This window comes from Bacillus paramobilis, assembly GCF_038096195.1.
GTDB lineage: Bacteria > Bacillota > Bacilli > Bacillales > Bacillaceae_G > Bacillus_A > Bacillus_A mobilis.
The window spans coordinates 5,073,073-5,089,134 of record NZ_CP151108.1; the positions used below are offsets into that span (position 1 = coordinate 5,073,073).

At 34.3% G+C, this 16,062-nt stretch carries 19 protein-coding genes; 9 read left to right on the top strand and 10 right to left on the bottom strand.

What is annotated here, in order from left to right; genetic code table 11:
* Positions 1-22 precede the first annotated feature (22 nt).
* From AABL52_RS25865 to AABL52_RS25890, 6 genes are all read right to left on the bottom strand, one after another.
* Positions 23-1,528: a DL-endopeptidase inhibitor IseA family protein gene (locus AABL52_RS25865; protein WP_215562503.1), complete on the bottom strand. Its 1,506-nt coding sequence runs from the start codon at positions 1,526-1,528 to the stop codon at positions 23-25.
* Positions 1,529-1,623: 95 nt separating this feature from the next.
* Complete coding sequence (locus AABL52_RS25870) at positions 1,624-2,388, bottom strand: TatD family hydrolase (RefSeq protein ID WP_341518693.1); 765 nt, start codon at positions 2,386-2,388, stop codon at positions 1,624-1,626.
* Positions 2,389-3,133: 745 nt separating this feature from the next.
* Positions 3,134-3,490, bottom strand: a complete 357-nt coding sequence (locus AABL52_RS25875) for a YxeA family protein (protein ID WP_088022593.1) — start codon at positions 3,488-3,490, stop codon at positions 3,134-3,136.
* A gap of 138 nt (positions 3,491-3,628) precedes the next feature.
* Positions 3,629-4,465 (bottom strand): YitT family protein, encoded by an 837-nt coding sequence (locus AABL52_RS25880; protein ID WP_097819868.1) that lies wholly within the window; start codon positions 4,463-4,465, stop codon positions 3,629-3,631.
* A gap of 117 nt (positions 4,466-4,582) precedes the next feature.
* Positions 4,583-4,912, bottom strand: a complete 330-nt coding sequence (locus AABL52_RS25885) for a PH domain-containing protein (RefSeq protein WP_001004237.1) — start codon at positions 4,910-4,912, stop codon at positions 4,583-4,585.
* Positions 4,913-5,059: 147 nt separating this feature from the next.
* A complete protein-coding gene (locus tag AABL52_RS25890; protein WP_340423309.1) occupies positions 5,060-6,037 on the bottom strand; it encodes a LacI family DNA-binding transcriptional regulator in 978 nt (325 codons plus the stop codon).
* Positions 6,038-6,343: 306 nt separating this feature from the next.
* Here AABL52_RS25890 and AABL52_RS25895 point away from each other — a divergent pair, with 306 nt between their 5' ends.
* Positions 6,344-6,439, top strand: a complete 96-nt coding sequence (locus AABL52_RS25895) for a DUF3948 family protein (RefSeq protein WP_001060010.1) — start codon at positions 6,344-6,346, stop codon at positions 6,437-6,439.
* Positions 6,440-6,511: 72 nt separating this feature from the next.
* Here the strand turns inward: AABL52_RS25895 and AABL52_RS25900 are convergent, their stop codons facing one another.
* Positions 6,512-7,117, bottom strand: coding sequence for a lysophospholipid acyltransferase family protein (locus AABL52_RS25900; protein ID WP_000277789.1), 606 nt, complete (start codon positions 7,115-7,117; stop codon positions 6,512-6,514).
* 336 nt (positions 7,118-7,453) lie between these two features.
* Here AABL52_RS25900 and AABL52_RS25905 point away from each other — a divergent pair, with 336 nt between their 5' ends.
* Positions 7,454-7,549, top strand: a complete 96-nt coding sequence (locus AABL52_RS25905) for a DUF3948 family protein (protein WP_001060007.1) — start codon at positions 7,454-7,456, stop codon at positions 7,547-7,549.
* Between the two features lie 60 nt (positions 7,550-7,609).
* Here the strand turns inward: AABL52_RS25905 and AABL52_RS25910 are convergent, their stop codons facing one another.
* Together AABL52_RS25910 and AABL52_RS25915 are read right to left on the bottom strand one after the other, a co-directional pair.
* Positions 7,610-7,750 carry a YrzO family protein gene (locus tag AABL52_RS25910; protein WP_000894069.1) on the bottom strand — a complete coding sequence of 47 codons (141 nt, stop codon included), beginning with the start codon at positions 7,748-7,750 and terminating at the stop codon, positions 7,610-7,612.
* A 21-nt stretch (positions 7,751-7,771) separates the two neighbouring features.
* Positions 7,772-8,740, bottom strand: coding sequence for a DMT family transporter (locus AABL52_RS25915; RefSeq protein WP_336180817.1), 969 nt, complete (start codon positions 8,738-8,740; stop codon positions 7,772-7,774).
* Positions 8,741-8,868: 128 nt separating this feature from the next.
* Between AABL52_RS25915 and AABL52_RS25920 the strand changes: the two genes are divergently transcribed.
* Complete coding sequence (locus tag AABL52_RS25920) at positions 8,869-9,735, top strand: LysR family transcriptional regulator (protein WP_000423048.1); 867 nt, start codon at positions 8,869-8,871, stop codon at positions 9,733-9,735.
* A 434-nt stretch (positions 9,736-10,169) separates the two neighbouring features.
* The gene (locus tag AABL52_RS25925; protein WP_423250485.1) at positions 10,170-10,241 is read left to right on the top strand and encodes a DUF3948 family protein; all 72 of its coding nucleotides are present in this window, start codon (positions 10,170-10,172) and stop codon (positions 10,239-10,241) included.
* Positions 10,242-10,459: 218 nt separating this feature from the next.
* On the opposite strand, the gene AABL52_RS25930 is transcribed toward AABL52_RS25925, so the two are convergent.
* Positions 10,460-11,407, bottom strand: coding sequence for a helix-turn-helix transcriptional regulator (locus AABL52_RS25930; protein WP_341519753.1), 948 nt, complete (start codon positions 11,405-11,407; stop codon positions 10,460-10,462).
* A gap of 134 nt (positions 11,408-11,541) precedes the next feature.
* On the opposite strand from AABL52_RS25930, the gene modA reads away from it, so the two are divergent.
* From modA to AABL52_RS25955, 5 genes are all read left to right on the top strand, one after another.
* Complete coding sequence (modA, locus tag AABL52_RS25935) at positions 11,542-12,348, top strand: molybdate ABC transporter substrate-binding protein (RefSeq protein ID WP_098237958.1); 807 nt, start codon at positions 11,542-11,544, stop codon at positions 12,346-12,348.
* A gap of 5 nt (positions 12,349-12,353) precedes the next feature.
* Positions 12,354-13,028, top strand: a complete 675-nt coding sequence (gene modB / locus AABL52_RS25940) for a molybdate ABC transporter permease subunit (protein ID WP_002070208.1) — start codon at positions 12,354-12,356, stop codon at positions 13,026-13,028.
* A 300-nt stretch (positions 13,029-13,328) separates the two neighbouring features.
* Complete coding sequence (locus tag AABL52_RS25945; RefSeq protein ID WP_000353549.1) at positions 13,329-14,180, top strand: GRP family sugar transporter; 852 nt, start codon at positions 13,329-13,331, stop codon at positions 14,178-14,180.
* 212 nt (positions 14,181-14,392) lie between these two features.
* Positions 14,393-15,196: a pyrroline-5-carboxylate reductase gene (gene proC / locus AABL52_RS25950; RefSeq protein WP_341518694.1), complete on the top strand. Its 804-nt coding sequence runs from the start codon at positions 14,393-14,395 to the stop codon at positions 15,194-15,196.
* 1 nt (position 15,197) lies between these two features.
* On the top strand, positions 15,198-16,031 hold the full coding sequence (locus AABL52_RS25955) for an aldo/keto reductase (RefSeq protein WP_097845190.1): 834 nt from the start codon (positions 15,198-15,200) through the stop codon (positions 16,029-16,031).
* The last annotated feature ends 31 nt before the right edge of the window (positions 16,032-16,062 follow it).

Genomic DNA, 16,062 nt, shown 5'->3' on the forward strand with positions numbered 1-16,062 from the left:
AGTAAAATGCTTGGTGGTTTTTTTAACTTAAACCAAAACGTGGCATATTATTAATAACCCATTGATTATTTTCATAAATAAATTCAACTTCTACTTTTTCCGTTACATTATCATAATCATTATACGTTTCTACCTGCGCTTTTATTTTTCCATCCTTTAGCTCGGCAGAAATAATTTTTGTAAATTTAGTTGCTGCTTTTGATCCTGGATCTCCAATAACATAGTGCATTTTCCCATTTAATTCTTTAAGGTACTTACTCTTCATATACTCTGCTATAAATGGTTTTGAGAAGTACGTAGATAGCGTGGTCTCTAAAGTGTCCTTTGTATTATAAGCAGGATTCACTAATTCCCCGTACGAAAAATCCCCTACTCGTTTTGGGTTTCCTGTTAGTGCAGCCATTTGAATATTAGTAAGTTCCTTCTGTGCATTCCATACTTTCTGTAGCATAACTTCATCTACTAGCTTCTTATCTTGTACTTCATTTGATTTCTTTGTATCTAGATTCAAAATAGTTCCATTATCCGTATAAAGATACATATCTCCTGCTACAAAATATAAATAGGATTTAGTTGGTTCAACCGCCTTATTATAAATTACTTTTTCATTTCCACCATTCATTTTCTTCTTATATACTCCATCCTTTTTTAAATAATAAAAAGTATCCCCTTTCACATTCATCTGCAAAGCATCCTTTACTAATAGCTTTTCATTATTTTGTTGAATGTCTATTTCATATATGCCATGCTCAGCTTCATTTGTTTCAAAAGGTAACGAAAAGTCGACAACAGCATATAATTTTTCATTATTATAAGTAGCACTAGATATTGTTGCATAATTTTCCTTTGACCAAGTTTTATTATCTTTTGTCACTTGTGTTCCACGATTTTTATTCCAATGTAGAATACTATCGTCTATCGTTTGAGACCAACCTGAGTTTTTTAATGCCGCTTCTTCTTCCTGCCCCGTTTTCAAATCCATTTTTACTATTCCTACAATATCAAAACCACCATGCTCAGAATATTTTTTCGGATAAAATAAAGTTTGATCTTTTATATAAACATAATTTGTATCTGCTTTTAACGTGTCTAGCTTTTTGTTAGATATATCATACTTCATTAAAGAAGATAATCCCGAATTCTTATCTTCATCCGTATGAATAAAATATAAAGCTTTGTCTTTTATATTTATGTACGAAGCATTTACACCTTCCACTACACGTTCCGAAGTCTGAAATTGATCTTTCGTACGATAAATGCCTCCTGTATTTTTATCACCATTTACCGCATAGTAAACCCATCCCTTACTCTCTACCATCTTCCCTTTATTAGAACTGTTTCCAACCGTATTCCCATTTTTCTCATTTTCTTTCATCTGTTTTTCAACTACTGGATCAATTGGTTCTTCCTTCTTTTCCTGTGTTGTGTTTGGATTTATAACCTTTTTTTCTGCCTCACACCCAAACGCTACAAGTGAAAGTGCACCGACCATCATTGTAATAGCTATTTTTTTATATACTCTCCCCATTTTCTCCCCTACTTCCTTCATCAAATTAAACACATCATAAATTATAGAAAATATTAGAAAAAATATCCATAATAAAAAGGATAAGAGTAACGCTCCTATCCTTTTAAGTAAAATTGAATCGTATTTTCATATATCGTTTTCGTAACCCTATCAACAGATATGTTTTTTATAACACTAATTTCCTTTAATACCTCTCGAATCATCCTCGGATGCGTCATAACATTCTCTTGAAATTCCCACGGTCCATCTGTTTCTACCATCATATATTCAAGTGGATAATACGAAACAATTTTTCTAATTTTCTCCTTATGTAAAACATCTGGCGTGATAGAAATATAATAACCGTTCCTCATCATCCGTTTCATTGTTGTTTCACTTCCTTTAAACCAATGAAAATGTGCACGTGAGACTTTATATTTCTCCAGTAAATCACATACAATATCAGCATCTTCATACACTGCATGCAATATAATTGGTAAATCATATTTACTAGCTAGTTCAACAAACCGTTGTAACACTGATATATATGAATTGACATCAATGCGCTCATCTTCTTTTTTTAAATAATATGGTAAGCCGACTTCACCAATCGCAACTATGTCCTCTACATGCTCTTCAATTAATTTATAAATTTGCTCACATTCTTCTTTATGAATTGGTTGCTCCGGATGAAAACCTATTGCTGGATGTACAAAAAGAGATCGCTTTGCTAAAGATAAGGTTTCTTTACATGATTGATAATTCATAGATACCGCAATAAGCCCCTTTATCTCTTTACTATGTTCCACATCTTTAAGTAATCTACTTTTTTCTTCATCCTTATATTGGTCAACATGTATATGACTATCAATCCATTTCATTTTTATTCCCCCATAAAAAAAACAAGAAAGGATCTCCCTTCTTGTTTTATCATCTATATTATTTAACAATTAAGTTTGTTATGATATCAAATAATCCAATACATACTACGGCAACAGTAAAGTAGCTACAGAAATCTTTAATTGGAAACTTCACTACTTCTTCTTTACGCATCCCAGTTTTCTCCCTTCTTACTATATCCCTAATTATTTTTATCTATTTTTATCTATTATGCAAAAAATATGACAAACTTACTATCGAATTAACTTACGTAAACCTTACAATGTTGTAAGGTTTATAAAAAGAGCCTCATCTGTATGTAGATGAGGGCTATTAAAAGGTAGTTGGTTTTTCATTCTTCATTCATATTACAAACAGAAAGTAATACAGTGGAACTTTCTAATTACACTATATGAAATTCACTATCTTTTAACCATCGAATTACATTACAGAAGACTTACATGTTTGTAAGCTATGTGTAATGTAATTCGATAGTTTCTCTTACTTACATCTCGTACAATAAAATTAGAAAGTAAGCCAAATAAGAAGAACACTCACATAACCAAATTACATTGCTAGTAACTACTCTTCTTATACCTTTCACTCATGCTACTACAATGTACCCCCTTCCCCTTTATATAATGAAGAAGGCCTTAGTCCATATGGACTAAGGCCTTCTTATACATCCAAAAATACCCCTACCTCGTATTTTTATTTTCGACAAAAAATAGGCGGGGGTATAATTCGCTATCTCATCGCTAAAAGTTTACTCTTCGCATTAATAGGAATATTTACAGCTTCAATTTCTTCAATCGCCTCACCGTAGCGCCCTTTTGCATACACCTTTAATGCTTCATCTCTCTTTAACATATGCTTAACAGTCTTCTTTATTTTTTGTTCTCTTCCACGTTCGTCAAACGCAATAAATTCATATTCATACCATTCATCACCAATAGGCTGACCAATTGTATTCACAACCGTATAGTATTCTTTCGTCTTATAAAGCGGATTATATTTATCGATAACCGGTCCAAGTTTCGTAGGCAGTAACATTATTACTATCACTACCATCGCTATTATAGTAGTGATCATTTTTTTCTTCATAATAAACATTCCTCCTCAGCAGGATATATATACATCCATTTTAAAAAGAAGGAATAAAATCTACTATTGAATCTCATTACATTACACTTACATTTTTGTAAGAATTAAAAAAGGTGAACGAATTTACTCGTTCACCTTTTAGCTCGCTTTAAAGCCACCACCAAGTACATCACGTACATCATGAATAACAACGAAAGCATCTTCATCTACTCGACTAATAACCTGCTTTAACTTAACAAGCTCTTGTTTATTAATAACAATATATAATACTTCTTTATTTTTACCAGTATATCCGCCGCGTCCTTCTAATACAGTGACACCGCGTGTCATGTTTTTCGTAATAGTTTCACGTATTAAGTCTGGTTGATTTGAAATGATTGTAACAGCCGTTTTTGTATCCATTCCTTCTACAATGAAATCAATCACTTTTGCTCCAATGAATACTGCAACAAGTGTGTACATTGCTTTTTCTTGTCCTATTATAAATACAGAACCAGCAATTACAACGATATCAATAATAAGTACGCCTTTACCAACGCTCCACCCTAAATATTGATTTGCTAATTGTGCTAAGATAGCCGATCCTCCTGATGTACCTCCAGCTTTGAACATACAGCCTAACCCGACACCGACAAACAAACCAGCGAATAGAGCCGCTAATAACGTATCACTATTTACATGATACTCAATATGTTCCGTAACATATAAAAACAAGGATGTTTCTACAATCCCTAAAATTGTATAAACCATCGTTTTCTTATCAAAAAATTTATAACCGATAGCTAGTAAAATTGCATTTATAGCAAAGTTCACAATCCCCGGCGACCAATCAAATAAATAGTACGTAACAACCGTTACACCAATAATTCCACCCTCTGATAAACGGTTTGGAATTGCAAAGTAATTAATACCAATTGCGAACAATAATGAACCAATTGTAATTAGTGTTATTTCTTTTATACGTTGATTAACCATAGTTCCTACCTCCCCCCATTTGACATTGTATCACTATCTCCTAGAGGTTTAGAAGTTGTTTTTATTGCACATTTCCCCTCTTAAAGATCGAGATATTATGTTTAAACAAAGGGGTGATTAATTATTCATATTCGCTCTAACTGTACGGACAAATCGCTCCACATTCCCCTTCTGAATATACTTAGCTCGAATGGTTTCATGATTACAAGTACATTCGAAATGCGGACGACAAACTATGCTATCTATATGCAAATATGAATAATCTTTAAATGTTGCAGAATAGTATGGAAATTTCCCATAAAAGAGAAGACGTCTAGTAGTAGCCGCAAAAATCCCATGCTGATACGATAACGTAAAATTATCCTCCTCAAATATCCCTACTACAAAGGCCAAAATCTTTTCATCATCTTCTATATACTTTTTCATACTCGATAAAAGTTCATTCATGCATATTCCTCCAAATACTATTTTTGAAAAGAATCCATGGATTATTACAGACCGGTTTAACTCCTTTATAAAGTATGAAACGCGTTTCCTGTCAAAGATATTTCAAAAAAATAATCCGTTATGCAATTTACACATAACGGATTAAAACTAAACAGTAGAGCGTTCCACAAGTTCGTATGGAATTTCCAACTTTTCTTGTTTAGAACTTTCATCACTTATTTGCCTGTAAAACATTTCAAAGGCCTTTTTACCTATTTCCTTTAAATTTTGATCGATGGTTGTAAGTTGTAACACTTGCGAAATAGGTTGATTATCAAAGCCAATAATCGCTAAATCTTTAGGAACTTGAATACCTAATTTTTCAGCTTCTGTCATCACCCCAATCGCAACTTCATCTCCTGCTACTATTAACGCTTCAGGAAGATGCTGCATCCCCTTTAATTTATGAGCCACTCTCACACCATCTTCTAATGTAAAACATTCTGTGAAAATCCATCCTTCATTCACTTCTTCATCTATAGATTGCAATTGCTGTTTATAAACATCAAAACGCTTTTGACTACTCGGTCCTAATTTTCTTCCTGTGCAATAACCAATTTTTTTATAACCTTTCTCAATTAAATAATCCATTCCTAATTGAAAAGCGGCCGAATGATTCGTATATACACTTGAGATATTCGAAATATCATTATCTTCACAAGCAACAATTGCCCCATAGGAAGCATACGGTTCTATCGTTTCCCAATCATTTGCACGAGAACAAATAATAAGACCATCCAATTGTTTTGTTTTTAACATATGTAAACTTTTCATTTCTTCTTTTTTATTATAATTCGTTTGGCAAAGTAGCACTCTATAATTATGAGCTAACGCCACCTCCATCATCCCGCCTACCATCGCATCAAAACACGGATGATTAATATACGGTAAAATCACACCAACAATATTCGTCTTCCCTTTTGATAAATGAACAGCATTTGCGTTTTGCGAGTAATTCAACTTCTCAACTATCTCTATAACCGCTTTCCTTTTCTCTTCACTTACATACGGATGATCATTCAATACTCTCGAAACAGTCGTAACTGAAACTCCCGCCATCTTTGCAATATCTTTAATATTAGCCATACACTCACCTCTACTTTTAAAATTAATGAATTCCATGCACATATGTCAAATCTTCTCATCATTACACCTTCATTCGTTTTTCTTACAAAAGTGTAATTCTCCTGTAAGCTAATTCGATAGTTACTTCTTACGATATTTCATACAATTAAGTCAGAAACAAGGCAACAACTATTCGAAAAGGAGCGGATTCATATGATGAACAAAATGAAATCAAACAATTTTTTAAATACAATGGGCATGGTATTTTCTGCTCTAATCGATGCTAAAGCTGTTGCTTCTACATTAAACAAGTAAGGAGAATTCATTATGAACAATATCACTTTTAACAAATTAGATTTTTTAGGACTAGCTAGTGGATCAGTTCTTCTTACTGCTTTTATTTACGCCGCTACGCTTGTATAACTTTGTGTCCCCTTTCCCCTTTATTATAAATAGTAATAGAAAAGACGACCGTCTATGCCCGGTCGTCTTTTCTTATTTTTGATTTGATTGCAAAGTTTCCTTTAGCTCCTCAAATTTCTCATTTAATTGATCTGTCATCATTTTCATCGCTGTTTTTCGATCTATTTGTTCTTCAGCATCAATTTGAATTGGGTCTCCAAAAATCAATTGTGCCTTTTTCCCTTTTATTAATTCTTTTACACTTGATGGACCAACATAAGCTGCCGGTACTAACGGGACATTAGAACGTAGCGCAATCGTAACAGCCCCAGCTTTTAATGAAACATCTTCTGTTGATCGTGTCCCACTCGGAAAAATCCCTACTACTTTCCCTTCTTTTAATAGGCGTGACGGAATTTTGAGTGTACTCGGTCCTGGATTCGCACGATCTACAGGGAATGCATTCACATTTTTAAAGAACCAGTTTTTGAATTTTCCTTCAAATAATTCTTTTTTTGCCATGTAATGAATCTGGGTCGGGTACATCCCTGTAGCTAACATTAATACATCCATAAAACTTGTATGTGTACACGCAACAACATATGGGCCGCCTTCTGGTAACTTTTCTCTCCCTTGCACTTCTACTTTCCCAGCTGTTTTAAATATATATTTCAACAAAAATGTAATTGGTTTATACATTTGTTTCGTTCCTTTCTGAACATCCGAATTATAATCATTTTCTTACAACAATTATAACACTAAGTTTTAGGAGTTGGTAATAAAAATGAGTATTAATTGTTAAATTTCAATTCTTACAAAAGTGTAATTTTCTTGTAAGCTAATTCGATAGTTACTTCTTACGATATTTCATACAATTAAGTCAGAAAGAAACAACAACTATTCGAAAAGGAGCGGATCAATATGATGAACAAGATGAAAACGAACAATTTTTTAAATACAGTGGGCATGGTATTTTCCGCTCTAATCGATGCTAAAGCTGTTGCTTCTACATTAAACAAGTAAGGAGAATTCATTATGAACAATATCACTTTTAACAAATTAGATTTTTTAGGATTAGCTAGCGGCTCTCTTCTTCTTACTGCTTTTATTTACGCTGCTACGCTTGTATAACTTTGTGTCCCCTTTCCCCTTTATATAGAAAAAGACGACCGTCTATGCCCGGTCGTCTTTTTAAATGTTTCTTTCTTTTAACTCTTTTAAAAGCTGTATCATTTCAGCTTGTTGTTTTATCTTCTTACGACCATTTCGATTAATTGCTGCAAGCTCACAAGCAACTCCGACGGCAAAGAAAAACAATAAACTTTCTAACATGTGAAATCCTCCAATTGCCTATTAAACAGCTTGGCGTAATTGCTCTTCTTGTAAAATCTTCTTATTTATATTTTCTTCTTTTCTCTGACAAACGTTATTGCGAATAAGTGCTGCAATAACAAGTAAAGTTCCTACAATATCAAACATTGTTATTTGATATCCTTGCATCATCATAATAATTAAAGTCGTAATAGGCACAAAGTTAATAAATAAAATCCCATTAATAGATGATAAAATTTTCACACCGTAATTCCAAGCGAGTAATGCTACGATTCCCGGTAATGTCATCATAAACAATAAATCATATTTCACGATAGAAATCGTTCCCATGCTCGGAACCGGTACATATCCAAGCAATGTAATGATTACAGTTATAATCCCTGTGACAGTCGTACCGAATACACACGTCAACGTAGAATAACGTAATGTTGACCAATCGCTACACGTTTGACCACCCATCGTATAAATAACCCAACCTACAACCCCAACAAATATACATGCTAGTGAAAACATGTTATCTTTCAATGTTAAAAAGAAACTCATATCACCTTTTGTAATAACAAATATAGCTCCTATAAAAGCGATCATCATGCTCGTTATCATATACTTTTTCGGTTTTACATGCTTATATCCCCATAGAATACAAATAGAAATCATCGGCATCAGTGCTTCCATAATAGACGCTACCATCACGCCTGATTTTCCCATTAACATTTGACCTAAAAATATAAGTACATTATATACAGTAAACGCCATCGTCCCGAAAAAGACGAGTAACTTTCCTCTTCCCTCTAAACGAAATGCCTGCTTTCCTTCTTTCATTAACAACAATACAATCAGTACGATTGCCACCGCTCCATAGCGAATAAGCGAAAAATAAAATGGATCTATGTATTCTAGCGCATGATCAGCAACTGGAAACATCGCTCCCCATGACATACTTGCAATTAAACATGCTAAAGCCCCTATTATCATTTGACCTTTTCTCAATACAATTCCCCCGCTTCTTTCTATTTGCACAAAGAGAATTGTAAAAGAAAAAATATATCACGTAAAATGATTCAAAATGATGTTAACTATCACTTATAATGATAGTTAACATCAAGGAGGATCATACTATGGAATTAAGAGACTTACAAATCTTCCAAAGTGTTGCCGACCAAGGTAGTGTAAGTGGCGCAGCAAAGGAATTAAACTACGTACAATCAAATGTAACTGCACGTATTAAACAACTAGAAAACGAACTAAAAACACCGCTCTTTTATCGTCATAAACGGGGCATGACTTTAACAGCTGAAGGAAGAAAAATGCTCGTTTATGTTAATAAAATTTTGCAAGATGTCGATGAGCTAAAACAAGTATTTTTAGATAGTGAAACACCGTCTGGTATATTAAAAATCGGCACGGTCGAAACAGTAAGTACATTACCTACCATTTTATCTTCTTACTATAAACGTTATCCGAATGTCGATTTATCATTACAAGCAGGTCTAACAGAAGAATTGATTAGAGAAGTACTTGATCATCAATTAGATGGTGCCTTTATATCAGGTCCTATTAAACATCCACTAATTGAACAATACGATGTTAGTACAGAAAAATTAATGCTTGTAACACAAAATAAAGCTTTTCATATAGAAGAATTTACAACAACGCCTCTACTCGTTTTTAACCAAGGATGTGGATACCGTTCCAAACTAGAACGCTGGCTGAAAGATGAGGGTTTGCTACCAAAAAGAATTATGGAATTTAATATATTAGAGACAATATTAAACAGTGTTGCACTCGGTCTTGGAATTACACTCGTACCACAGTCTGCTGTCCACCATCTTTCTAAAGCTGGTAAGGTACATTGTCATGCAATCCCTGAAAAGTATGGTAGTATTTCAACGGTTTTCATACGCCGTAAAGATAGCTATACGACAAATTCAATGCGTAGCTTTTTAAAAACAATTGAAGAACATCATCATATTAATATGCTTTAAAAGACATTCTTACACGAATGTCTTTTTTTCTTACAAAAGTGTAAGCCTTCCGTAAGCTAATTCGATAGTTGCAGGCGATCATATTTCCTATAATTAAGACATAAAGCAGGGCAACAACAATTCGAAAAGGAGCGGATACGCATGATGAACAAAATGAAATCAAACAAATTTTTAAATACAATGGGCATGGTGCTATCCGCACTTGTCGATGCAAAAGCTGTTGCAACTACATTAAACAAATAAGGAGAGATTATAATGAACAACATTACATTTAACAAATCAGACTTTACCCCGCATTAACGGGCAGTAAGATTTCCACTTCAAAATCCAACGAAATCAAAGAAGTTAGGTTTGGAATCAACTGCCCGTAAAGCCCGATTGGTTCAACTAATAATCAGTGAGGGATACCCCGCCCTCACTGATTAAAGTTTCACTTGATCGGACTTGTAAGTGGAGCTACTCTTCTTACAGCTTTCATTTACACACTTGTTCAAGGTCTTGTTTAATACTTTGTTTCCCCAAACCCCTTTATATATAGAAAAAGCTGCTTGTCTTATAGACAAGCAGCTTTTTAGTTTGTCCCGCTTTAATGGGCAGTAAGACCCCCACCTCAAAATTCAGCGAAAGCAAAAAAGTTAGGTGGGGGATCAACTGCCCATAAAAGTCCGATTGGTGAGGGCTGATAATCAGTGGGGGATGAAGAAAACCCCCACTGATTAAAGTTTCACTTTATTTCATATATAATTTGACCTGTTTTCGCCATATCATATCCGCCAATTGCTTTTAATTCATTATGAAATTCTTCCGATTGCAGAATGTCTTTCACGACTTCAATCAGCTCTTCATTTTCTTTATTCTTCAAAATCACTAAATCATACTGTTCCTTCATGATTGGAATAAAGTCTACATTTACAATTTGCGAAAACTTTTCTGAACCTACTCCTACGTCAGCTTTTCCATTTGCGACTTGCGTGGCAACACCAAGATGATTCGACTCTTCCCATTCATATCCACTAATACGCTCTTTATTTAATTTTTGAATGCGCAATTGTTCATCCACTAACACCCTAATGCCAGAACCTTTTTCTCGATTTACAAATCGTATAGATGATTGAGATAAATCAGCCCATGTTTTTATATTTTTCGGATTTCCCTTTTGCACATAAAACCCAACGTTTCTTGCTAATAAATTAATCATCGTACATGGTTGTCCCACTAAAATACGTTTTACATACGGAACATTATATGTACCTGTTTCTCCATCAAACAAATGCAAGCTAACGATATTTCCTTCTCCTTGATACATTTTTACTAAACTCGTTAAACTACCTTGATATGCCCTTAATATGTTTGAACTTGGCAGGCGATTTTCTATACGTTTTGCCAACATATCTAACGTTAGTTCTTGTCCGCTAATAATACATGTATTCAAACCTCTACTATCTTCGCTCTTTACAGGCGTACCTTGTATTCTCCCTGTTTTCATTTGCTTTATATATTGTTCTAAATCCGTTGCATCAATGCGCATCTGTCTACCAATTCTATAAGAAGGCAGTTCTCCTTTTTTAATTAGATCGTATACAGTTAATTTTGATACTTTTAATCGCTTCGCTACTTCTTCCGTTGTGTAGGAATGATGATCCATAGACGATTCCTCACTTTCTTCCTTCATTGTAACAAAGAAAAGAATTTTTCTCCTATATTTTAAAAACAACTACATCGTTCAAATTATATTCAATTATAATTAGTTATAATTAGTTATAATTAGTTATAATTGAATATGTCAAAACGAAAGGGGATTTTTTTATGAACAAGTTTACATTACGATCCATCGGAGCACTTATACTTTCTTTTCTTCTTTTATTTAGCGTTGCATGTACAAGCGGGGATAAGAAAGAGAAATCAACTGCTAAAGAAGGAAAAACAGTTGAACTTACTATATCAGCTGCTGCAAGCTTACAAGATGCACTAAAAGAAATTGAAACAAAATATAAAGAAACAGAACCTAATATTAAGCTTTCTTTTAACTTCGGTGCTTCTGGTGCACTTCAACAACAAATTGAACAAGGTGCACCTGCTGATTTATTCTTCTCAGCAGCCGAAGATAAATTCCAAGCTCTTGTTAAAAAAGGATTCATTAATGAAAAAGAAGGGAAAAATCTTCTTGGAAATGAACTCGTTCTAGTTGTCCCAAAAGATAGTTCTCTTACAAAAATTCAAGATTTAAAAGATGAAAAAATTAAGAAAATCGCACTTGGTACACCTGAATCAGTACCCGCTGGAAAATATGCAAAGGCTTCTCTCACACATGAAAATCTATGGAATGATATTCAAAATAAAATCGTATTTACAAAAGATGTTCGCCAAGTGTTAACATATGTAGAAACAGGTAATGTCGATGCTGGTATTGTATACAAAACAGATGCTCTTATTTCAAACAAAGTAAAGATTGGAGAGACAGCAGCAGCTACTTCTCATGAGCCAATTCACTATCCTTTAGGTGTTATAAAAGAATCTAAGCACAAGAAAGAGGCGACTTCATTTTATGAGTATTTGCAGTCAAAAGATGCACAATCTATCTTTAAGAAATATGGATTTACAGTCCTATCATAATTGCCATGAGCTTTGATGCTATTTTGTCACCAATCTTTCTATCTTTACGAGTAGCTGCATGCGCCACCATCATCGTTACAATTTTAGGAACGATAATCGGACGGGCTTTAGCACGCTCTTCATGGCGATATAAAGTTATATTAGAAACAATTTTCTTATTACCAATGGTACTTCCACCAACTGTAATTGGTTTTTTTCTCATTATCATTTTCGGAAATAATAGTCCCATTGGAATGTGGATAGAATCATTGTTTCAGCAGTCTATTATGTTCACATCTACTGCTGCGATCATCGCTTCTACAGTTGTTGCATTTCCGCTTATGTACCAATCAGCAAAAACAGGATTTTCTATCGCAAATGTACAAATTGAAGAAAGCGCTCGTGATCTTGGTGCAAGTGAATATCAAGTTTTTCTACACGTCACACTTCCGCTTGCATTTCCCGCCTTACTAAGCGGAATGATTTTAAGCTTTGTTCGTGCACTAGGGGAATTTGGTGCTACGCTCATGTTTGCCGGAAATATTCCTGGTAAAACACAGACAATCCCAACTGCAATTTATATGGCGATTGATGCAAGTAATATGCAACTCGCTTGGACACTAGTAGTTATCACTATTAGTATGTCACTCCTATTTCTGCTATGTATTCAGCTTATTAATAAAAGAATCACTAACTCTTAAAGCAGCTTTTGTCGAAGCTGCTTCTTTATTTCTTAGGAAATAAAATATACCAATGGGAAATAACTGAATTTTACCTTTTATTGAAATATACATTTTATTTGAATTCACTTTCTAAAATAGGCAATTTCCTGTTATTATATGGAGGTGTTTCAAAAAATGAAGAAATGAAAACGCATTTATATCGTGAATTCTTCATCCTGTTTTAGCGATCGGTAATCTTCTACTCTATTAGTGGGGCATTACCGATCGTTAGAACGATATGTAATTATATTGGTATAGAAAACCGAAGGGAGTCTTGTAATGGACATTTTATTAGCGCTTCTTCCTGCAATTGCATGGGGAAACATCTTATTAGTAAGCGTAAAAATGGGCGGTGGTGCATATAGCCAAACGGTAGGTATGACAATCGGTGCTCTATTCTTCGCAACAATTATGTATGTATTTACTCAACCAGCTTTAACAATGACAGTCTTGATTGTTGGTTTTATTTCAGGTTTATTCTGGGCATTAGGACAAGTAAACCAATTAAAGACAGTTGAAAAACTAGGTGTTTCAACTACTGTAACGATTTCTACTGGTATGCAACTTGTTGCAACTTCTATCTTTGGGGTTATCGCTTTCCGTGAGTGGACTACTACAACAACGATTGTTCTGGGAACGATTGCAATCCTATTAATCGTAGTTGGTGTTGTATTCACATCACTAGATGACAAAGAAAATGCACAGCCACCAGGACAATTGAAAAAAGGACTTCTTACTTTAATTGTTTCTACTTTCGGCTACCTTGTATATGTAATTATTATTCGTTGGTATAATATCGATGGTTGGTCTGCTATTTTACCACAAGCAGTTGGTATGTTTGTTGGTGCGGTTGTACTGACATCTAAACATAAACCGTTTAACAAATATGCAATCCGTAATGCTTTATCTGGTTTACTATGGGGAACTGGAAACTTATTCTTACTTCTTTCATTACCACGTGTCGGAGTAGCAACAAGCTTCCCATTATCTCAAACTGGAATCGTTATCTCAACATTCGGTGCGATTGTTTTCTTAGGTGAAAAGAAAACAAAACGTCAATTGATCTTTATTGCACTAGGTAGTGTTTTAATTATCGGCGGTGCTGTATTGTTAGGTATGACAAAAGCATAAACTTATAATCTATTAATCCCTGAAGCAATTATGCTTCAGGGATTTTTTATTACAACTATTTTTTAAGTATAATAATTTTTATAACCTTATTTATATTAACCTTCCTCCCTCCATTTTCATCCTTTTCACGACAAGTCTTTTCTTTTTACAAAATTCTCTTAAAAATGGTATCGTTTTTTATAACATATCTCCACTAGAAAGGAATAAAGGATATGCTAACTAAACATCGAATTCTATTTATTGGTGCTGGTCGTATGGCAGAAGCTATATTTTCCGGATTACTTAAAACAAGCAAAGAATACATCGAAGGAATTATCGTTTCTAACCGAAGCAACGTAGAAAAGCTAGAACAATTACGAGCACGATATAATGTGTCTACTGCAACAGATTGGAAGCAGCATGTTACATTTGTTGATACGATTGTTTTAGCAATGCCACCTGCTGCACATGAAGAATTATTAGCAGAATTATCTCCGTTACTATCGAATCAACTTGTCGTAACGGTAGCCGCTGGCATTGGCCCATCTTATTTAGAGAAAAGACTTCCCGAAGGAACACCTGTTGCTTGGATTATGCCAAATACTGCTGCTGAAATTGGAAAGTCTATCTCCTTATATACAATGGGACGATCAGTAAACGAGATGCATCAAGAAACCCTGCAACTGCTTTTAAGAGGCATTGGTACTTCGCAACTTTGCACTGAAGAGGAAGTTCATCAGCTTACTGCAGTTACTGGAAGTGCACCAGCTTTCCTTTATTACTTTGCTGAAAGCTTAATTGAAGCAACAAAAAGTTATGGAGTCGATGACGCAACCGCAAAACACCTTGTCATTCAAATGATTTCCGGATCTGCTTCTATGCTTGAACAAATGCAAGATCCAGCTAACCTCCGTGAACAAGTAACAACACCAGGTGGTTCCACAGCTGAGGGTCTCAAAGCTTTATATGAATATAATTTTTCAGAGGGAATTCAAAAAGCAGTAGAAGCAACAAACAAAAAAGCTAGGGGGAAATAATATGAATTTAACAAGTTTAAAAGACTATACAACATTACATAACGGTGTAAAAATGCCTTGGTTCGGTTTAGGTGTTTTTAAAGTAGAAGATGGTTCAGAAGTAATTGAATCTGTAAAAGCAGCAATTAAAAATGGCTACCGCAGCATTGATACTGCAGCAATTTATCAAAACGAAGAAGGCGTTGGACAAGCAATCCGTGAATCAGGTGTTTCACGTGAAGAATTATTTATTACATCAAAAGTATGGAATAGCGATCAAGGGTATGAAACAACACTTCAAGCATTTGAAACTACATTAGAAAAATTAGGTCTAGAATATTTAGATTTATATTTAGTACATTGGCCTGTAAAAGGGAAATATACTGAATCATGGAAAGCGTTAGAAAAGCTTTATAAAGACGGACGTGTTCGTGCAATTGGTGTGAGTAATTTCCAAACTCACCACTTACAAGACGTATTTGAAATTGCTGAAATTAAGCCAATGGTCAACCAAGTGGAATACCATCCACGTTTAGCACAAGAAGAATTACACGCTTTCTGTAAAGACCATAATATCCAACTTGAAGCTTGGTCACCATTAATGCAAGGCCAACTGCTAGACAACCCAACATTACAAGACATTGCAACAAAATATAATAAATCAACTGCGCAAATTATTTTACGTTGGGATCTACAAAACGAAGTTGTAACGATCCCTAAATCTATTAAAGAACATCGCATTATTGAAAATGCAAATATATTCGATTTTGAATTAAGTGCTGATGACATGAAAGCAATTCAAGCTCTAAATGAAGATCGTCGCGTTGGTCCAGATCCAGATAACTTTAACTTCTAATAGAAAACTGAAAATTTAAACTATATTTCAT

What these genes read in the sequence shown, in the direction of transcription:
- AABL52_RS25920 (WP_000423048.1), top strand. Translation starts at nt 8,869, where the DNA reads ATGGAATTAAGAGACTTACAAATCTTCCAAAGTGTTGCCGACCAAGGT.
- modB (WP_002070208.1), top strand. Translation starts at nt 12,354, where the DNA reads ATGAGCTTTGATGCTATTTTGTCACCAATCTTTCTATCTTTACGAGTA.
- AABL52_RS25905 (WP_001060007.1), top strand. Translation starts at nt 7,454, where the DNA reads ATGAACAATATCACTTTTAACAAATTAGATTTTTTAGGATTAGCTAGC.
- modA (WP_098237958.1), top strand. Translation starts at nt 11,542, where the DNA reads ATGAACAAGTTTACATTACGATCCATCGGAGCACTTATACTTTCTTTT.
- AABL52_RS25895 (WP_001060010.1), top strand. Translation starts at nt 6,344, where the DNA reads ATGAACAATATCACTTTTAACAAATTAGATTTTTTAGGACTAGCTAGT.
- AABL52_RS25880 (WP_097819868.1), bottom strand. Translation starts at nt 4,465, where the DNA reads ATGGTTAATCAACGTATAAAAGAAATAACACTAATTACAATTGGTTCA.
- AABL52_RS25910 (WP_000894069.1), bottom strand. Translation starts at nt 7,750, where the DNA reads ATGTTAGAAAGTTTATTGTTTTTCTTTGCCGTCGGAGTTGCTTGTGAG.
- AABL52_RS25945 (WP_000353549.1), top strand. Translation starts at nt 13,329, where the DNA reads ATGGACATTTTATTAGCGCTTCTTCCTGCAATTGCATGGGGAAACATC.
- AABL52_RS25930 (WP_341519753.1), bottom strand. Translation starts at nt 11,407, where the DNA reads ATGAAGGAAGAAAGTGAGGAATCGTCTATGGATCATCATTCCTACACA.
- AABL52_RS25890 (WP_340423309.1), bottom strand. Translation starts at nt 6,037, where the DNA reads ATGGCTAATATTAAAGATATTGCAAAGATGGCGGGAGTTTCAGTTACG.
- AABL52_RS25885 (WP_001004237.1), bottom strand. Translation starts at nt 4,912, where the DNA reads ATGAATGAACTTTTATCGAGTATGAAAAAGTATATAGAAGATGATGAA.
- AABL52_RS25955 (WP_097845190.1), top strand. Translation starts at nt 15,198, where the DNA reads ATGAATTTAACAAGTTTAAAAGACTATACAACATTACATAACGGTGTA.
- AABL52_RS25870 (WP_341518693.1), bottom strand. Translation starts at nt 2,388, where the DNA reads ATGAAATGGATTGATAGTCATATACATGTTGACCAATATAAGGATGAA.
- proC (WP_341518694.1), top strand. Translation starts at nt 14,393, where the DNA reads ATGCTAACTAAACATCGAATTCTATTTATTGGTGCTGGTCGTATGGCA.
- AABL52_RS25875 (WP_088022593.1), bottom strand. Translation starts at nt 3,490, where the DNA reads ATGAAGAAAAAAATGATCACTACTATAATAGCGATGGTAGTGATAGTA.
- AABL52_RS25900 (WP_000277789.1), bottom strand. Translation starts at nt 7,117, where the DNA reads ATGTATAAACCAATTACATTTTTGTTGAAATATATATTTAAAACAGCT.
- AABL52_RS25865 (WP_215562503.1), bottom strand. Translation starts at nt 1,528, where the DNA reads ATGGGGAGAGTATATAAAAAAATAGCTATTACAATGATGGTCGGTGCA.